The 17,968-nt window shown below is 74.1% G+C and carries 14 protein-coding genes; all 14 read right to left on the bottom strand.

The genetic code is table 11. The features are described from left to right. Nucleotides 1-372: 372 nt before the first annotated feature. Nucleotides 373-594, bottom strand: coding sequence for a hypothetical protein (locus tag AR3_RS17795; RefSeq protein WP_067915345.1), 222 nt, complete (start codon nucleotides 592-594; stop codon nucleotides 373-375). A 463-nt stretch (nucleotides 595-1,057) separates the two neighbouring features. Continuing rightward, nucleotides 1,058-1,612, bottom strand: coding sequence for a sensor histidine kinase (locus AR3_RS17785; protein WP_106259132.1), 555 nt, complete (start codon nucleotides 1,610-1,612; stop codon nucleotides 1,058-1,060). Between the two features lie 432 nt (nucleotides 1,613-2,044). Further along, nucleotides 2,045-3,322, bottom strand: a complete 1,278-nt coding sequence (tyrS, locus tag AR3_RS17780; protein ID WP_067915342.1) for a tyrosine--tRNA ligase — start codon at nucleotides 3,320-3,322, stop codon at nucleotides 2,045-2,047. Between the two features lie 316 nt (nucleotides 3,323-3,638). Beyond that, nucleotides 3,639-4,286, bottom strand: a complete 648-nt coding sequence (locus AR3_RS17775; protein WP_067915341.1) for a DNA-3-methyladenine glycosylase — start codon at nucleotides 4,284-4,286, stop codon at nucleotides 3,639-3,641. Nucleotides 4,287-4,452: 166 nt separating this feature from the next. After that, on the bottom strand, nucleotides 4,453-5,874 hold the full coding sequence (gene argH, locus AR3_RS17770) for an argininosuccinate lyase (protein WP_067915340.1): 1,422 nt from the start codon (nucleotides 5,872-5,874) through the stop codon (nucleotides 4,453-4,455). Nucleotides 5,875-6,261: 387 nt separating this feature from the next. Beyond that, nucleotides 6,262-6,777 carry an arginine repressor gene (locus AR3_RS17765; protein ID WP_067915339.1) on the bottom strand — a complete coding sequence of 172 codons (516 nt, stop codon included), beginning with the start codon at nucleotides 6,775-6,777 and terminating at the stop codon, nucleotides 6,262-6,264. Between the two features lie 19 nt (nucleotides 6,778-6,796). Continuing rightward, entirely contained in the window at nucleotides 6,797-7,708 is a 912-nt protein-coding gene (argF, locus tag AR3_RS17760) for an ornithine carbamoyltransferase (protein WP_067915338.1), read from the bottom strand. 5 nt (nucleotides 7,709-7,713) lie between these two features. Beyond that, a complete protein-coding gene (locus AR3_RS17755; protein ID WP_067915337.1) occupies nucleotides 7,714-8,922 on the bottom strand; it encodes an acetylornithine transaminase in 1,209 nt (402 codons plus the stop codon). Next, a complete protein-coding gene (argB, locus tag AR3_RS17750) occupies nucleotides 8,919-9,839 on the bottom strand; it encodes an acetylglutamate kinase (protein ID WP_067915336.1) in 921 nt (306 codons plus the stop codon). The genes AR3_RS17755 and argB overlap by 4 nt, the downstream gene beginning before the upstream one ends. 129 nt (nucleotides 9,840-9,968) lie before the next feature. Further along, entirely contained in the window at nucleotides 9,969-11,123 is a 1,155-nt protein-coding gene (argJ, locus tag AR3_RS17745; protein ID WP_067915335.1) for a bifunctional glutamate N-acetyltransferase/amino-acid acetyltransferase ArgJ, read from the bottom strand. Continuing rightward, entirely contained in the window at nucleotides 11,120-12,148 is a 1,029-nt protein-coding gene (gene argC, locus AR3_RS17740; protein WP_067915351.1) for an N-acetyl-gamma-glutamyl-phosphate reductase, read from the bottom strand. The genes argJ and argC overlap by 4 nt, the downstream gene beginning before the upstream one ends. 141 nt (nucleotides 12,149-12,289) lie before the next feature. Then, a complete protein-coding gene (locus AR3_RS17735) occupies nucleotides 12,290-13,930 on the bottom strand; it encodes an ABC-F family ATP-binding cassette domain-containing protein (protein ID WP_067915334.1) in 1,641 nt (546 codons plus the stop codon). 323 nt (nucleotides 13,931-14,253) lie between these two features. Continuing rightward, on the bottom strand, nucleotides 14,254-16,731 hold the full coding sequence (gene pheT / locus AR3_RS17730; RefSeq protein ID WP_067915333.1) for a phenylalanine--tRNA ligase subunit beta: 2,478 nt from the start codon (nucleotides 16,729-16,731) through the stop codon (nucleotides 14,254-14,256). Continuing rightward, nucleotides 16,731-17,840, bottom strand: coding sequence for a phenylalanine--tRNA ligase subunit alpha (gene pheS / locus AR3_RS17725; RefSeq protein ID WP_067915332.1), 1,110 nt, complete (start codon nucleotides 17,838-17,840; stop codon nucleotides 16,731-16,733). Before pheS ends, pheT begins: the two co-directional genes overlap by 1 nt. Nucleotides 17,841-17,968 lie beyond the last annotated feature (128 nt).

The following is a 17,968-nucleotide window of genomic DNA, read 5'->3' as shown; positions in this document are numbered from 1 at the left end:
CATTAGGCAAGTGCGACGTCGTCGTCAAATCCGTCATCTGGGACTCGACTGTCACTGCCCGCTACAGGTCAACTGCAGTATCGGCAGTCGTCAGCGCGCCGGCTCCAGTGGCCGACGCCGCATTCGCCGGTACAACGTCCGACGCGCCTCAGAACGCCAATCCGAAGTCCGCCTGCCCGGAAGGCGAACCCCGGCGCGGGTGGCAATGGCCCGTCGGCCGCGGCGCACTGACCCGCCACAACCCTTGTACTGCCACCTCACCGAGCGCAGACCAAACTTCGGCTCGTCGACCGACGGACCCCCCATTGGACGTATCGCATCCGGGAAGACGGGCCCGTCTCAGCCCGCATCTTGCATTCCGTGGTAGCGGGGTCACGGCATGTCGCCGACCAGCAGCACACCACAGCTGAAGCGACTGACCGGCTTGTTGAGGCGGGTAGGGATGGGACCCGGCCCTACCCAAGCCGCTGACAGCAGCGCGACCAAGGCGGCCGCGGTGGAGTCGGCGCGGGCCACGTACCTGGGGTCGCCCGCCGCCGCGACCGCCGCCTGGACCGCGTCCAGGGTCAGCGCGACCAGCGCGACCGCGACCAAGGTGCCCCCACGGGCGTGTCCAGGCCGCGCGCAGGCCCTCCACCCAGTCGGCCGTGGCCCTCTCCCCCGCCGAGGTGATCGTGACCGACCGGCCGCGCACCGGCTGGGCTGTGGAGAGGCCGCGTGCCGCGTCCACACGTACGCGGGTGCTGCTGCGCTTCGAACGCGGCGCCCGGCGAGCACCTCGAGGGCGAGCCTGCACCCGCCGTCCACCGCCGGGACTCGTAGCGCTCCTCCGCGCGGGCGTTCGTCAGCACCTCGATCCGCGGCTTGTCCAGCTTGGGCAGGAACTGCGGGTCCTCGGTGTCCATTCCGACCAGCTCGGCGAGCAGGTCCTTGGCCGAGCGCTCCTCCTCGCGGCGGTCGCGCCGCACCGTCGACCTCGTCCGGCCCGGATCAGCCTCAGCGCGTCGAGCGACGGCTTCCCGCCGGGCACGTCGCTGCCGAAGCGGCCCAAACCGTCTCAGCAGAACCGGGAAGCCCACCGTGCGGCTCGCCGCCGCCGTTCTTGGCGGGCGCGGCGCCCGGGGCGAACCCGACGCCGTCGGCGGTCACCGACCGGCCGACACGCTGACCGGAACCGTCCACACCGCGCGCCCGTCCGCCCATCCGCGCTCAGCTCATGCGGCCCGTCGTCCGGCAGGTCCAGCAGCGCGCCCTGCGTCTCAGCGCGCGAGGCCAGGTGCTGCTCGACGCTGCGTGCCAGGGCCTGGCCGACCACGTGCACGACCGCCTCGGCACGCACGTCGGCGAGCTCCAGCACGACGGCGCCGTCCTCCGTGCGCAGCCGCACCTCGATCGTTCGGGCGGACGCGTGGCGCAGCGCGTTGTGCAGCTGGAACACCACGGCCTCGTGCTCTTCGGGGAGGGCCACGGCGCCGCCGTCCATGGTGAAGCGCACATCGGCGTCGTGGGCGCGGTCGAGGACCTCCATGTGCTTGCGCAGCGAGGCGGCCAGGCCGTCGGACTGCAGCTGGAAGATCACCACGCGCGGCTCACGGAGTCCCGAGATCACCACGCGAAGAGGGCGCCTACGGCTGCGGAGGCGCCGATCTTCCATCAGCGGTCGGGCCGCAGCCATCAGGACGGCGCCCGACGTGCCGCAGAGCACCACCCGTGGTCCGCCTGCCCGGGAGTCATTCCGCGGCTTGGATGAAGCACCCGCAAGACCGCAGCGCAGTGGCGCCGCAACCCACGGGTGACTGCTCGAGAGCACCACCGTCGCGGGGTGTCGATCAGGGCTCGGTCTGTCTCCCCAATTCATTGGGCACGTCGGCCCCGGCTGGTCCGTCTGCGGACTCGTTGTCCCGCGGTCGCCGGGACGGCGGTTCTGCGCTTGCTGGAGGCGTGTTTCGGGCGACGTGATCTTTTGGGTGCGGCCAGAAGGCGCGGGGCCGTGTCCGCCCGGACACGGGTCGGTGTCCGGGCGGACGTGCGGCGCGCGCCTGGTTCAGGAGCGGACGACCTCGATGCCGCCGATGTTGCGCTTCCCGCGGCGCAGCACGAGGAAGCGGCCGTGCAGCAGGTCGGCGGACGACGGGACCGCGTCCTCGGCGTCGACCTTGGCGTTGTTGAGGTACGCGCCGCCCTGGGCGATCGTGCGGCGGGCCTCCGACTTGCTCTTGCACAGGCCGGACGCGGCGAGCAGGTCCGCCACGGGCGGCAGGTCGCCGGCCGGGACCTCGGCGCGCGGCACCTCGGCCAGGGCCGCCTGCAAGGTCCGCTCGTCCAGGTCGCGCAGCTCGCCCTGGCCGAACAGGGCGCGGGACGCCGCGACGACGCGCGCGCATTCGTCCGCGCCGTGCACCAGCGTCGTGACCTCCTCGGCGAGCGCGCGCTGCGGGATGCGCGCGGCGGGCCGTTCAGAGCCCTGCTTGACCAGGTCCTCGATCTCCTCGCGGGAGCGGAGGCTGAACACCTTCAGGTAGCGCTCGACGTCGCGGTCGTCGGTGTTGATCCAGAACTGGTAGAAGGCGTACGGCGTGGTCAGCTCGGGGTCGAGCCAGTAGGTCTCGCCGCCGGCGGTCTTGCCGAACTTGGTGCCGTCCGCCCTGGTGAGCAGGGGCGTGGTCAGGGCGTGCGCGGTGCCGCCCTCGACCCGGCGGATCAGGTCGACGCCGGCGGTGAGGTTGCCCCACTGGTCGCTGCCGCCCGTCTGCAGGCGGCAGCCGTAGCGCCGGTAGAGCTCCAGGAAGTCCATCGCCTGCAGCAGCACGTAGCTGAATTCGGTGTAGCTGATGCCCGTGGTGTCCAGGCGCTTGCGGACGGTCTCGCGGGCCAGCATCCGGTTCACCGAGAAGTGCTTGCCGATGTCGCGGAGGAACTCGATGGCGCTCATCGGGCCCGTCCACTCGAGGTTGCTGACCAGGAGGGCGCCGGTCGGGCCGTCGCCGAAGTCCAGGTAGCGCGTCACCTGGTCGCGGATGCGCTCCACCCAGCCGGCGACGGTCTCCTCGGCGTTCAGGACGCGCTCGGCGCTCTTGCCGCTGGGGTCGCCGATGAGGCCGGTGGCGCCGCCGACGAGCGCGATCGGCCGGTGCCCGGCCTCCTGGAAGCGGCGCAGGGTCAGCAGCTGGATCAGGTGGCCGAGGTGCAGGGACGGCGCCGTCGGGTCGAAACCGCAATACAGCGTGACCGGTCCCGCGGCGAGCAGCGTCCGCAGGTCATCCAGATCGGTGGACTGCGCGATCAGGTCGCGCCATACCAGATCGTCCAGGATGTCGGTCACGGTCTTCCTCGTCTTCCGTTGCGATTCTCGCCCGCCGGTGTCGCGGTCGCCGCCCCCGGCGGAGCCGGGCGCCGCTCCCTCCGAACGGCCGGCGGCCTGTCCCAACCAGGGTGCCCCATGGTCCGCCGATCACGGTAACGCCAGTCAGCGGCCGGAATGGAAGAATTTGCTGGGGACGAACACCTCGTGCCCGGAGGTGAAGCGGGCCCGCACCCCGTTCGGGCGCCACTCGGCCTCCGCGAGCACCGGCCGGTCGACTCTCACGGAGTCGAGGCGCACGTGGCGGCACGCCGCTCTGCGCGGTCCCCCGCGGGTGTCAGGCATCCGCGCTCACCCCGGTGGACCTGCCGCGGCGGCGTGGAACGTGAGGGCGGTAGGGGGAGACGGTGGGGTCGCCGTCGATCCAGAACCGCCACGGGGTCTCCTTGCCGCCGTTCACGCCCGTGCGCGGGCCCGTCCGGATCAGGGACGGGTCGACGGGCCCCTCCCCCGCCATGATCCGCAGTTCCCCGTCGGGCGAGCAGACGTCCAGGCCGTTGTGCTCGCGGACGATGGCGAGGGCCTGGCAGAGCCTCGCCGGGCCGCGGGCCAGGTCCCGCACGGTCGAGCGCGGCCGGCGGCGTCGCGCCAGGTCCTCTCCCGCGACGATCTCCCCGGCGCGGAGCAGCACCGCCGAGGCGGTGCCGTCCGGCCCGCACACCAGGTTCACGCAGAAGTGCATGCCGTAGGTGAAGTACACGTAGGCGTGCCCCGGCGGGCCGAACATCACCTCGGTGCGAGGGGTCCGCCCCCGGTAGGCGTGGGACGCGGGGTCGAGGGGGCCCGCGTACGCCTCCACCTCGCTGAGCCGTACCGCGACCTCGCCCTCGTCCGTCCGATGCGCCAGCACGCGTCCGAGCAGGTCGCGTGCGACCTCCACGACGGGGCGGTCGAAGAAGTCGCGTGGCAGCGTCGCTCCGTCCATCACCTCACCGCGGTGCCGTCCCGGTCCGTCTTCCGGCCGCTCCGGCGCCCTTCACGATCGTCGACGTGTCCCGGCCGGCGGGCGGTGCGCTGGAGGGGCCTGGGCGCCGCGGCGCCCAGGGGTCTGCCGACCCGTCACCGTACCGCCCTGCGGCGCGGCGCCGGGATCAGCTTTCGTCGGGTCCGGCGGCCCACGCCGCGTGCTCGTCGACGACCGCGCGGAGCGCCTCGAGCTGTTCGCGCACGCGATCGGGGGCCGTGCCCCCGTACGCCTTGCGCGACGCCAGCGCCCCCTGGACGTCGAGGACCTCCCGCACGTCCGGGGTGAGGTGCGGCGACACCTTGGCCAGGTCCTCGTCGGTCAGGTCGCCGAAGTCCTTGTCGTTGACCTGGCACCACACCACCAGGTGGCCGACGACCTCGTGCGCCTCGCGGAACGGAACGCCGCGCCGCACCAGCAGCTCGGCCAGGTCGGTGGCGAGGGCGAACCCGTCGGCGGCGGTCGCCTCCAGCCGCTCGGTGTTGACCCGCATCGTCGCGATCAGCCCGGACATGGCGGGCAGGACCAGCAGCAGCGTCTCGACGGCGTCGAAGGCGCCCTCCTTGTCCTCCTGCAGGTCCCGGTTGTAGGTGAGCGGCAGGCCCTTGAGGGTGGTCAGCAGGCCCACCAGGTGGCCGATGAGCCGCCCGGCCTTGCCGCGCGCCAGCTCGGCCACGTCGGGGTTCTTCTTCTGCGGCATGATGGACGACCCTGTGGCGTAGGTGTCGTCCATCTCGATCCAGCGGAACTCCTGCGAGGCCCACAGGCAGATCTCCTCGCCGAGCCGCGACAGGTGCACGCCGATCATCGCGGCGGCGAACAGGAACTCGGCGACGAAGTCGCGGTCGGCGACCGCGTCCATGGAGTTGGGGGCGGCGGAGTCGAAGCCCAGCTCCTCGGCGGTGGCCTGCGGGTCCAGCGGCAGCGACGAGCCGGCCAGCGCGCCCGAGCCCAGGGGGGAGACGGCGGCGCGCTTGTCCCAGTCGCGCAGCCGGTCGATGTCGCGGGTCAGCGGCTGCACGTGCGCCAGCAGCTGGTGGGAGAACAGCACGGGCTGGGCGTGCTGCAGGTGGGTCATGCCGGGCGCGGCCACGCCCAGGTTGCGCTCGGCCTGGTTGATCAGCGCCGTCTCCAGCTCGACCAGCCGGTGCACGATCCGCCGGACGTGGTCGCGCAGGTACAGGCGCAGGTCGGTGGCGACCTGGTCGTTGCGGCTGCGGCCGGCGCGCAGCTTGCCGCCGAGGGTGCCGAGGCGCTCCAGCAGGCCGCGCTCCAGCGCCGTGTGGACGTCCTCGTCGGCGGCGGTGGGCCGGAACTCGCCGGTCCGGCACGCCCGCTCCAGGTCGTCCAGGGCACCGAGCATGCGCTCCAGTTCCTCGTCGGTGAGCAGGCCCGCGCGGTGGAGCACGCGGGCGTGGGCGCGCGACCCCATGAGGTCGTAGGGGGCCAGCCGCCAGTCGAACTGGACGCTCACCGAGAGCCGCGCGAGCGCGTCCGACGGGCCGCCCTCGAACCGTCCGCCCCACAGTCGCGTCGGTGCCTTGGTCACGGATTTCCTCTTCCCACCGTCATGGCTGAGTTCTGTCTGGCGCGGTCCGTCGACCGCTTCGGTGCCGTCCCGGGCCGTGCGGGCCGGGGACGCGGGACGTTCCGCAACAGCGTACGACCACTCCCCTCCTGAGAGGCGCACCCCCCGTCCGGTCCGGTGTCGCCCGGGTGCGCGGTCGGACGCCGTCCCGCGTGCCGCCCCGCCCGGCGGGTCCCGCCGCCCGGCGAGGCCTTCCGGGGCCGCCGGCCCCGCCGCCGCTCGGCCCGGTCAGGTCGCGATCGGCGGTGACGTCCTCCGCTCCTCGCGGCTGTCCATGCCGGCCGGGACGCGCCCGGCCCTGTCGACGGAGGCGCCGCGGGTGCGGATCGGAGTCGGGGCTCGCGGCCCCTAGCTTCGTCGTTCGCGGCCGTTCGTCAGGCGCAGCAGCGCCTCGGCGACCTGCTCGCCCCCGTCGGGGTCGCGGGTGATCACCAGGACGGTGTCGTCGCCCGCCACCGTGCCCAGGATGTCGGGCCACTCGGCGTGGTCGATGGCCGAGGCCAGGTACTGGGCGGCGCCCGCGGGGGTGCGCACGATCACCAGGTTGGCCGACGCCTCGGCGGACACCAGCAGCTCCGCGGCCACCCGGGCGAGCCGGCCGGCGAAGGTCTCGGCGGCGCCGGTGCGGGCGCGGCGGATGCGCTCGCCGCCCTCGCCGGGCACCGCGTAGATCAGACTGCCGTCCTCGGCCCGCAGCTTCACCGCGCCGATCTCCACCAGGTCGCGCGACAGGGTCGCCTGGGTGACCTCGACCCCCTCGTCGGCCAGCAGCTTGGCCAGCTCTCCCTGGGAGTGCACGGGATGCCGGGTGAGCAGCTCGATCACCCGGGCCTGGCGGGCGGTCTTGGTCAGCGGGGTGGTCATCGTCAGTGCTCCAGCAGCGTCAGTGCTCCAGCAGCCAGGTCAGCAATGCCTTCTGGGCGTGCAGGCGGTTCTCGGCCTCGTCCCAGACCACGCTCTGCGGGCCGTCGAGGACGGCGGCGGAGATCTCCTTGCCCCGGTAGGCGGGCAGGCAGTGCAGCACGCAGGCGTCGGGGGCGGCCTTGGCGAGCAGCGCCTCGTCCACAGCGTACGGCTCGTAGAGGGACGTGTCCTTGCCCTCCTGCCCCATGGACACCCACGTATCGGTGGCCAGCACGTCGGCGCCGGCGGCGGCGCGCTCGGCGTCGGCGGTGACGGTGACCGACCCGCCGGTGGCCGCGGCGATCTCGGCGGCGCGTTCGACGACGGCGGCGTCCGGCGGCAGCTGCGCGGGCGCGGCGATCCGCACGTGCATGCCCGCGGTGGCGCCGCCGAGCAGGTACGAGTGCGCCATGTTGTTGGCGCCGTCGCCGAAGTAGGCCAGGGTGACGCCGCTGAGGGCGCCCTTGACCTCCCGGATGGTCTGCAGGTCGGCGAGCACCTGGCAGGGGTGGAACAGGTCGGTGAGGGCGTTGACGACGGGCACGGCCGTGCCGTCGGCCATCTCCTCGATGCGCTCCTGCCCGGAGGTCCGCCACACGATCGCGCTGACCTGCCGTTCCAGGACGCGGGCGGTGTCGGCGATGGTCTCGCCGCGGCCGAGCTGGCTGCCGGCCGCGTCCACGATCAGCGCGTGGCCGCCGAGTTCGGCGATGCCCACGGCGAACGACACGCGGGTGCGGGTGGACGGCTTGTCGAACAGCACCGCCACGGACCGGGGGCCCTCCAGGGGGCGGCGGGCGAACCGGTCGCGCTTGAACTCGGCGGCCAGGTCCAGGACCTCGGCCTGCTCGGCGGGGGTGAGGTCGTCGTCGCGGAGGAAGTGCCGAACCATCGTCGTCAGTCGTCCTTACCGGTCGGGGCGGCCTGGGCGGCCGCGTCGAGGATCGCCGGGAGCGCGTCGACGAACGACCGCGCCTCGTCGACGGTGAGGATCAGGGGCGGGGCCAGGCGGACCGCGTCCGGCTGCACGGCGTTGACCAGGAACCCGGCGTCGCGGGCGGCGGCCTCCACCGCGGCGGCGGCCGCGCCGTTCAGCAGCACGCCGAGCCACAGCCCGCGGCCCCGCACCCCCGCCAGCAGCGGGTGGGAGACCGCGGCGACGCCGTCGGACAGGACCGCGCCGACCTCGGCGGCGTGGGCGAGCAGCCCGTCCCGTTCGATGGTGTCCAGAACGGCCAGGGCCGCGGCGGCGCTGACGGGGTTGCCGCCGAAGGTGGAGCCGTGGTCCCCCTTGGCGAACACCTCGCCGTAGGGGCCGAGGGCGACGCACGCGCCGATCGGCAGGCCGCCGCCCAGGCCCTTGGCGAGCGTGAGCACGTCGGGGCGGACGCCGTCGTGCTGGTGGGCGAACCAGGCGCCGGTGCGGCCGATCGCCGATTGGATCTCGTCGGCCACCAGGAGCGCGCCGGTCGCGTCGCAGATCCGCCGCGCCGCGGCGAAGTAGCCGTCCGGCGGGGGCACGACCCCGGCCTCGCCCTGGGTGGGCTCCAAGAACACCGCCGCGCACTCGTCGGTGACGGCGGCCTCCAGGGCCGCGGCGTCGCCGTAGGGGACGAACCGCACGTCCGCGCCGAAGGGGCCGAACGGCTCGCGGATGGACGCCTTGCCCGTCAGCGCCAGCGCGCCCATGGTGCGGCCGTGGAAGCCGTTCTCGGCGGCGACGAAGTACGTGCGGCCGTTCGCCCGGCCGTGCTTGGCGGCCAGTTTGAAGGCGCACTCGTTGGCCTCGGCGCCGCTGTTGGCGAAGAAGACCCGGCCGTCGCCGCCGAGCAGGTCGCGCAGCCGCTCGGCCAGCAGCACCTCCGGCTCGTGCAGGAACAGGTTGGAGGCGTGGGCGAGCCGGGCGACCTGCGCGGTGACGGCCTCCACCAGGGCGGGGTGGCCGTGGCCGAGGGAGCTGACGGCGATCCCCGCGATCAGGTCGAGGTACTCGTTGCCGTCGACGTCCCAGACCCGGCTGCCCTCGCCGCGCGCCAGCGCCACCGGCGGGACGCCGTAGTTGGGCATGAACGCGGCCGCGAACCGCTTCCTCAGCTCGTCGTTCATTCCGCCGCCTCCCCGGGGAGGACCATCGTGCCGATCCCCTCGTCGGTGAAGATCTCCAGCAGCAGCGCGTGCGGCACGCGGCCGTCCAGGACGTGCGCGCGCGGCACCCCGCCGCGCACCGCCTGCAGGCACGCCTCCATCTTGGGCACCATGCCCGACGACAGCTTCGGCAGCAACGCGGCCAGCTCGTCGGTGGTGAGGCGGTCGATGACGTCGTCGCTGTTCGGCCAGTCGGCGTACAGGCCCTCCACGTCGGTGAGCACGACGAGTTTGGCGGCGTCCAGCGCGACGGCCAGCGCGGCGGCCGCGGTGTCGGCGTTGACGTTGTAGACCTCGCCGTCGTCGCCGCGGGCGACGCTGGACACCACGGGGATGCGGCCGTCGTCCAGCAGCGCCCGCACCGCCCCGACCTGCACCTCGACGATCTCGCCGACCTGGCCGATGTCGACCGGCTCGCCGTCGACCAGCGCGCGCTTGCGCTCGGCGGTGAACAGGTTGGCGTCCTCGCCGGACATGCCGACGGCGAACGGGCCGTGCCGGTTGATCAGGCCGACCACGTCCCGGCCGACCTGCCCGACCAGCACCATCCGCACCACCTCCATGGCCTCGGGGGTGGTGACGCGCAGCCCGGCGGTGAACGTCGACTCGATGCCGTGCCGGTCGAGGGCCGCGTTGATCTGCGGGCCGCCGCCGTGCACGATCACCGGGCGCAGGCCCGCGTACCGCAGGAACACCACGTCCTCGGCGAACGAGGCGCGCAGCGCCTCGTCGGTCATGGCGTGCCCGCCGTACTTGATCACGACGGTCTTGCCGTGGAAGCGCTCCAGCCAGGGCAGGGCCTTGATCAGCGTTTCCGCCTTGTCCAGCGCTCCGGCCCGGTTCGTGCGCACCCGCGCCCCGGAGACGATGTCGCTCATGTAGGAATCCCCAAGTTCACATGACCGCTGCGCGGCCGACCGCCGAGGGGCGAGCGGCGGCAGCCTGTGGAGACGGTGCGGGACCTCGACGGACGTCCCCCGGACGGGCGGACGCCGGCGGGGACGGCGTCAGGTCGAGTACGCCGAGTTCTCATGCACATAGTCGGCGGTCAGGTCGGTCGTGTAGATGACGGCCGAGTGCTTGCCCGCGGACAGGTCGACCGTGATCGACACGTCGCGGGGCCGCAGGTCGACCTTGTCGCGGTCGTCGCCGACCGCGCCGTTGCGGCACACCCACACGCCGTTGATCGCGACGTTCAGCTCGTCGGGTTCGAACACCGCGTCCGTCGTGCCGACCGCCGACAGCACCCGGCCCCAGTTGGGGTCCTCGCCGTGGATGGCGCACTTGAGCAGGTTGTTGCGGGCGATGGCGCGGCCGACGGCGACCGCGTCGTCCTCGCTGGCGGCGCCGACCACCTCGATCGCGATGGCCTTGGCCGCGCCCTCGGCGTCGACGAGCAGCTGCCGGGCCAGGTCGGCGCACAGGTCGGTGAGCAGCGCGGTGAACGCGGCCTCGTCGGGGGTGACCCCGCTGGCGCCGGACGCCAGCAGCAGCACGGTGTCGTTGGTGGACATGCAGCCGTCGGTGTCCAGCCGGTCGAAGGTGACGGCGGTGGCGGCGCGCAGGGCCCGGTCGAGGGCGGCGGCGTCCAGGTCGGCGTCGGTGGTCAGCACGCACAGCATGGTCGCCAGGGACGGGGCGAGCATGCCCGCGCCCTTGGCCATGCCGCCGATCATGTACCCGTCGCCCGACCGGAAGGCGATCTTGGCGACGGTGTCGGTGGTGCGGATGGCGTCCGCGGCGGCCAGGCCCCCGTCGCCGCGCGACAGCTCGGCCGCGGCGGCCTCGACGCCGGCCAGCACCTTGTCCATGGGCAGCCGCTCGCCGATCAGGCCGGTGGAGCACACGGCGATCTCGCCGGCCGAGTCCTCCAGCAGCTCGGCGGCCTTCTCGGCGGTGGCGTGCGTGTCCTGGAACCCGGCCGGTCCGGTGCAGGCGTTGGCGCCGCCGGAGTTGAGCACCACCGCGCGCACGCGGCCGCCTTTGAGGACCTGCTGCGACCACAGGACAGGGGCGGCCTTCACGCGGTTGCGGGTGAAGACGCCCGCCGCCGCGCGGGAGGGGCCGTCGTTGACGACCAAGGCCAGGTCGCGGATTCCGCCGTCCTTCAGCCCGGCGACGACGCCGGCGGCGCGGAACCCCCGGGGGGCGGTGACGCTCACGGGGACACTCCGATCGTGGTGAGTCCGAGTTCTTCGGGCAGGCCCAGGGCGATGTTGGCGCTTTGCACGGCGCCCCCGGCCGTGCCCTTGACGAGGTTGTCGATGGCGGCGACCACGACGAGGCGCCCGGCGCGCTCGTCGAGGGCGGTCTGCACGAGCGCGGTGTTGGCGCCCAGGGTCATGGCGGTGGCGGGCCAGGTCCCCTCGGGGAGCAGCCCGACGAACGGTTCGTCCGCGTACGCCCGCTCGTAGGCGGCGCGGAGCGTCTCGGCGGTGACGCCGGGCCGGGCCTTGGCGGTGCAGGTGGCCAGGATGCCGCGGCTCATCGGCGCGAGCGTCGGGGTGAACGACACGGTGACCGGCTCGCCGGCGACGGCGCTCAGGCCCTGCGCCATCTCCGGGGTGTGCCGGTGCACGCCGCCCACGCCGTAGGCGCTGACCGAGCCCATGACCTCGCTGCCCAGCAGGTGCGGCTTGAGGGCGCGGCCCGCGCCGGAGGTGCCGGACGCGGCGACGACCACGACGTCCGGCTCGGCCAGCCCGGCGGCGAACGCCGGGAACAGCGCCAGCAGCACCGCCGTCGGGTAGCAGCCGGGGACCGCGATCCGGCGGGCGCCGCGCAGGCGCTCGCGGTGGCCGGGCAGCTCGGGCAGCCCGTAGGGCCAGGTGCCCGCGTGCGGGGTGCCGTAGTAGCGCTCCCAGTCGGCCGGGTCGGCGAGGCGGAAGTCGGCGCCGCAGTCGACCACGAGCACGTCGTCGCCGAGCCGCTCGGCGATCGCGGCGGACTGCCCGTGCGGCAGCGCCAGGAACACCGCGTCGTGCCCGGCCAGCACGTCGGGCGTGGTCTCGTCGAGGATCCGGTCGGCCAGCGGACGCAGATGCGGCTGGCGCGCGCCCAGCGGCGTGCCCGCGTTGGCGCCCGCGGTGACCGCGCCGATCTCGAACTCGGGGTGGCCCGCGAGGATCCGCACGATCTCGCCGCCCGCGTAGCCGCTGGCGCCCGCCACCGCCGCCCGGATGCCCATCCGCACCACCGCCCTTCTCTCGCCGCTTGGCAAGAGTATGCAACATGGTGGATGAATATTCAAAGCCGCTTCCGCCCCCGCGCCTGTCGACGGCGCGTCCGGACGGCGGTGTCGGCGCAGCTCAGGCCGCTCCGCGGGGGATCACATGGGGTCGATTTCGGTCAGTCCGGCGGAACGGTCCATGCGGAGCCACCGGGTGATGCCCAGCGTGCGCAGGAACGGCAGGTCGTGGCTGACCACGATCAGCGCCCCCCGGTAGGCGTCCAGGGCCTCGCCGAGCCTGCGCACGCTCGCCATGTCGAGGTTGTTGGTCGGCTCGTCGAGGAGCAGCAGTTGAGGCGCGGGCTCGGCCAGCAGCAGCGCCGCCAGCACCGCCCGGAACCGCTCCCCGCCCGACAGCGTGCCCGCGGGCCGGTCGGCCCGCGCCCCGCGGAACAGGAACCGGGCCAACCCGGCCCGGATCGCGTTCACCGACGCCGACGGGGCGAACGCGCGCACGTTGTCCACGACGCTGAGCGCGTCGTCGAGGACGTCGAGGCGCTGCGGCAGGCAGCGCACCCCGCCCACCGAGGTCCGGACCTGCGTGGACGCGGTGAGCGCCCCGACCTCGGGCACCCGCTCGCCGATCACCGCCCGCAGCAGCGTGGTCTTGCCCGACCCGTTCGGGCCGACCAGCGCGATGCGCTCCGGGCCGCGCACGACCAGCTCCTCCAGCGAGCCCGGCTCCAGGGCGCGCAGGCCCGTGACGGTCAGCACGACGCGGCCCGCCGGGACCTCGGTGGCGGGCAGCTCCACCCGGATCTCCTCGTCGTCGCGGACCGCCTCCTCCGCCTCGGCGAGCCGTTCGCGCGCCTCGGCCAGGCGCTGCTCGTGCAGGAGGCGGTGCTTGCCCGCCGACACCTGCGCCTCCCGCTTGCGCGCGTTCATGACGATCTTCGGCTCGCGCTTGTTCTCGTACATCTTTCCGCCGTAGCGGGCGCGGCGGGCCAGCTTGACCTGCGCCTCCGCCAGCTCCCGCCGCTGCCTGCGCAGATGGCCCTCGGCCGCCCGGACGGCGCGTTCGGCCGCCTCCCGCTCCACCGCCAGCTGCTCCTCGTAGGCCGACAGGTTGCCGCCGAACGCGCGGATCGCGCCGTCGCGCAGGTCGGCGATCTCGTCGACCAGCTCCAGCAGCTCCCGGTCGTGGCTGACGACCACCAGCACGCCCGGCCACGCGGCGACCGCGTCGTACAGGCGGCGGCGGGCGTCCAGGTCGAGGTTGTTGGTGGGCTCGTCGAGGAGCAGCACGTCCGGGCGGGCCAGCAGCAGCGCGGCGAGCCCCACCATGACCGCCTCCCCACCCGACAGCGCGGCGACGGTGCGGTCGAGGTCGATGTGCGGCAGGCCGAGGCGGTCGAGCTGGGCGCGGGCGCGCTCCTCCACGTCCCAGTCGTCGCCGACGGCGTCGAAGTCGGCCTCGTCGGCCTCGCCCCGTTCGATGGCGTGCAGCGCCCGGCGGGTCGCGGTGATCCCGAGCAGGTCGGAGACGGTGCGGGCGGTGCCCAGCGGCAGGTTCTGCGGCAGGTGGCCGACCCGGCCGGTCACGCTCACCGAGCCGGACGCGGGCCGCAGCTCCCCGGCGATCAGCCGCAGCAGCGTGGACTTGCCGGACCCGTTGGCGCCGATCAGGCCGGTGCGTCCGGTGCCGAACGCGGCGTCCAGCCCGTCCAGCACCACGGTCCCGTCCGGCCACGCGAACGACAGATTCGAACAGACGATGGAAGAAGACGCGGGAGAAGACATTCCAGGGCGGCCCTCCGTGAACGCACGACATCGCGGATGCGGACTGTGGAGACACCGCGGGTGCGCGCACGGACGGCGCGCGGGCACGAGAAAAGCCCGGGACGGGAGTCTCGGCCGAGGTCGCGTGCGCGCGCCACGCCGACGGGCGTGGTGCCGCGCGGTGCCGGCGACCTCAGTTCTTCAACGGACTCCCCTACCGGGCGACGACAAGACCCGCTCAGGCTAGCCGGAAGCCCGTCGCGGCACAAAAGGTTTTCCGGCGCGGGTCCCGGAAAGACGGAACGGCCCCGCACCGCGCGGGTGCGGGGCCGTTCCGGCGAAGGTCACGCGCCGCGGAGGACGGCGCCCGTCCGTTCGGCGGCCAGGGCGACCGCCGCGTCGCGGGCGGCGCTCGCCTCCTCGGCGGTGAGCGTGCGGTCGGAGGCGCGGAACCGCAGCGTGTAGGCCAGGGACTTGCGCCCCTCCCCCACCTGCTCGCCGGTGTAGACGTCGAACAGCCGCAGCGACTCCAGCAGCTCCCCGGCGCCTTCGCGCAGCGCCGCCTCGACGTCCGCCGCCGGCACGCCCGCGTCGACGATCAGCGCCACGTCCTGGGTGGCCACCGGGTAGGACGACACCCGCGGCGCCCGCGTCACCCCGGGCTCGCCCAGCCGGCGCACCTCCAGCTCCATCGCGCAGGTGCGCGGCGGCAGGCCGTACGCCTTGACCGTGCGCGGGTGCAGCTCGCCGGCGTGGCCGACCAGCGTGCCGTCCACGTACAGGGCGGCGCAGCGGCCCGGGTGCCACGGCGCGTGCTGGTCCGCCTTGACCGTCAGCTCCACCCCGGCCTCGCGCGCCACCACGCGGGCGGCCTCGATCGCGTCGGCCCAGCCGGCGGCGCGGCCCGGGCCCCACCAGCCGGCGCGTTCCCGCTCGCCCGACAGCACCACGGCGGCGCGCAGCGGCTGGTCGGGCAGCGCGGCCTCCAGCGAGGCGATCTCCTCGGCGGTCGGGCCGCGGTCGACCCGCAGGCGCGGCGCCCGCTCCGGCGCGTCCGGGCGGGGGAGGAACACCAGCCCCAGCTCGAACAGCGCCGCGTCGGCGAAGCCGCGTCCCACGTTGCGGGCCAGGGTGCGCAGCAGGCCCGGCAGGAGCGTGGTGCGCAGCAGCGGCTCGTCGTCCGACAGCGGGTTGGCCAGGCGGAGCGCCCGGCGCCGCGGGTCGTCGGCCGCCAGCTGCAGCGCCTCCCAGTCGCGCTCGGCGACGAACGGGAAGTTCAGCGTCTCCACGTAGCCCGCGCCCGCCAGGGCCCGGCCGATGCGGCGGCGCAGCCGCTGGGCCGGCGTCAGGCCCCGCCCGGCGACGGGACGCGGCGCACGCGCCGGGATCTCCTCGTAGCCCTCCAGCCGGATGACCTCTTCGGCCAGGTCGTTGGGGTCGGTGAGGTCGGGACGCCACGACGGCGGCGTCACCGTCAGCACCTCGTCCCCCTCGACCGCGCACCCGATCTGCTCCAGGCGGCGCACCACCGCGGCCCGGTCGTACGGCACGCCCGCGACGCGCCCGGGGTGGTCGGCCCGCATGGTCACGGTGACCGTCTCGACCGGGTGCCGCACGTTCGTGACGCCCGGGACGATCTCGGCGCCGCCCAGCTCGGCCAGCATCCGCGCCGCCCGGTAGGAGGCGTACAGCGGCAGCTCGCGGTCGACGCCGCGTTCGAACCGGTAGGACGCCTCGCTGTGCAGCTTGTGGCGGCGGCTCATCCGCGCGACGCCGATGTCGTCGAAGTGCGCCGCCTCGATCACCATGTCGGTCGACGTCTCGTCGATCTCGGTGGCCAGGCCGCCCATGGTGCCCGCCATCCCGATCGGCCCGGACGCGTCCGTGATGAGGATGTCCTCCGGGTGCAGGGCGCGCTTGACGTGGTCCAGCGTCTCCAGGCTCTCGCCCTCGCGGGCCCGGCGCACCTCGATCGGGCCGGTCAGCTTGCCGCGGTCGTACGCGTGCAGCGGCTGCCCGAGCTCCAGCATCAGGTAGTTGGTGACGTCCACGGCCAGCGACACCGGCCTCATCCCGGCGCGCCACAGCCGCACCCGCATCCACAGCGGCGTCTGCGCGTCCGGGTCGAGGCCGCGCACCTCGCGCAGCACGAACCGGTCGCACGCGGACGGGTCGGCGATGCGCGCCGGGTAGGACTCGGCGGTGTCCTCGGGCAGGTCGACGGCGGCCGGGTCGGTGAACGGGACGTCGAAGGCGATGGCGACCTCGCGCGCCACGCCGCGGATCGACAGGGCGTAGCCGCGGTCGGGGGTGACGGCGATGTCGAGCACCTCGTCGCGCAGGCCGAGCAGCTCGATCGCGTCCCGGCCGACCGGCGTGTCGGGCGGCAGCACCAGGATGCCCGCGTGGTCGTCGCCGATGCCCAGCTCGCGCGCCGAGCAGATCATGCCCTCCGACATGCGGCCGTAGGTCTTGCGCGCGCCGATCTGGAACCCGCCGGGCAGCACCCCGCCGGGCAGGATCACCACGACGCGGTCGCCGACGGCGAAGTTGGTGGCGCCGCAGATGATGTTCTGCGGCTCGCCCGTGCCGTTGGCCTGCCCCACGTCGACCCGGCAGTACCGGATCGGCTTCTTGAACCCGGTCAGCTCCTCGATGGCCAGCACCTCGCCGACCACCAGCGGGCCGGCGACGTCGGCGCCGGGCTGCTCGACCGTCTCGACCTCCAGGCCCGCGGCGATCAGCTTGGCGGCCACGTCGCGGCCGGTGACGTCCGCGGGGAGCTCGACGAACTCCCGCAGCCACGAAAGCGGGACCCGCATCAGATCTCCATCCCGAACGGAAGGGTGAACCGGACGTCACCCTCGACCATGTCGTGCATGCTCTCGACGCCGTGGCGGAACATCAGCGTCCGCTCCACGCCCAGGCCGAACGCCCAGCCGCTGTAGCGCTCGGGGTCGACGCCGCAGGCCACCAGCACCCGCGGGTTGACCATGCCGCAGCCGCCCAGCTCGATCCACCCCTCCGAGGAGCACGTGCGGCACGGGTCGGCGCCGCGCTCGACGGACGCGCCGCGGCACACGAAGCACTGCATGTCCACCTCGGCCGACGGCTCGGTGAACGGGAAGTACGACGGCCGGAACCGGGTCGCCAGCCCCTCCCCGAACATGCCGCCGACGAACGCGTCGATGGCGCCGCGCAGGTCCGCCATGGTGAGGCCCTCGTCCACCGCCAGGCCCTCCAGCTGGTGGAACACCGGGCTGTGCGTGGCGTCCAGCTCGTCGGTGCGGTAGGTGCGGCCGGGCACCACCACGTACACCGGCAGGTCCCGCTCCAGCAGCGCCCGCACCTGCACCGGCGAGGTGTGGGTGCGCAGGACCAGGTCGGTGTCCTCCGACCCGACGAAGAAGGTGTCCTGCATGGTGCGCGCCGGGTGGTCGGGCTTGAAGTTCAGCGCGTCGAAGTTGAACCAGCCCGCCTCGACCTCCGGTCCCTCGGCGATCTCGAAGCCCATCGAGACGAACACGTCGGCCATCCGCTCCTGGATCGTGGTCAGCGGATGCCGGGCGCCGCGCGGGGCCCGGTCCCACGGCAGCGTGACGTCGACGGTCTCCTCGACCAGCACGCGCCGGTCGCGCTCCTCCTCCAGCTCGGCCTGGCGGGCCTTGAGGGCCTTGGCGACCGCGCCGCGGGCGGCGCCGACGCGCTTGCCCGCCTCGGCGCGGGCCGCGGGCGGCAGCGCGCCGATCTCGCGGTTGGCCAGGGCGAGCGGGGAGCGGTCGCCCGCGTGCGCCAGGCGCACCTGCTTGAGCTCGTCGAGGTCGGCGGCCGCGGCGATGGCGGCCAGCGCCTCGTCGCGGGCCCGTTCGACCTCCTCGGGCGCCAGCGCGGACACCTCGACGGGGTCGTAGGACTTGTTGGGTGCAGACATGGTGGTGTTGACAACTTCCGGTCGGCGTGGAACGCCCCGAGTTTAGTGGCGCCGCCCGCGGCGCGGCCTCAGGGCGCGGCGGAATGATCTGCGGTGTCGGCCCGCTCGGCGGCTCGTGACGCCCGTCC

Origin of the sequence: Actinomadura rubrobrunea NBRC 15275, from assembly GCF_001552235.1 — a bacterium.
GTDB classification, from domain to species: Bacteria; Actinomycetota; Actinomycetes; order Streptosporangiales; family Streptosporangiaceae; genus Spirillospora; species Spirillospora viridilutea.
This window is presented reverse-complemented; position numbering and strand designations above follow the sequence as displayed.

What these genes read in the sequence shown, in the direction of transcription:
- AR3_RS17775 (WP_067915341.1), bottom strand. Translation starts at nt 4,286, where the DNA reads ATGGACGGAGCGACGCTGCCACGCGACTTCTTCGACCGCCCCGTCGTG.
- AR3_RS17765 (WP_067915339.1), bottom strand. Translation starts at nt 6,777, where the DNA reads ATGACCACCCCGCTGACCAAGACCGCCCGCCAGGCCCGGGTGATCGAG.
- argF (WP_067915338.1), bottom strand. Translation starts at nt 7,708, where the DNA reads ATGGTTCGGCACTTCCTCCGCGACGACGACCTCACCCCCGCCGAGCAG.
- AR3_RS17755 (WP_067915337.1), bottom strand. Translation starts at nt 8,922, where the DNA reads ATGAACGACGAGCTGAGGAAGCGGTTCGCGGCCGCGTTCATGCCCAAC.
- argB (WP_067915336.1), bottom strand. Translation starts at nt 9,839, where the DNA reads ATGAGCGACATCGTCTCCGGGGCGCGGGTGCGCACGAACCGGGCCGGA.
- argC (WP_067915351.1), bottom strand. Translation starts at nt 12,148, where the DNA reads ATGGGCATCCGGGCGGCGGTGGCGGGCGCCAGCGGCTACGCGGGCGGC.
- AR3_RS17735 (WP_067915334.1), bottom strand. Translation starts at nt 13,930, where the DNA reads ATGTCTTCTCCCGCGTCTTCTTCCATCGTCTGTTCGAATCTGTCGTTC.
- pheT (WP_067915333.1), bottom strand. Translation starts at nt 16,731, where the DNA reads ATGCGGGTCCCGCTTTCGTGGCTGCGGGAGTTCGTCGAGCTCCCCGCG.
- pheS (WP_067915332.1), bottom strand. Translation starts at nt 17,840, where the DNA reads ATGTCTGCACCCAACAAGTCCTACGACCCCGTCGAGGTGTCCGCGCTG.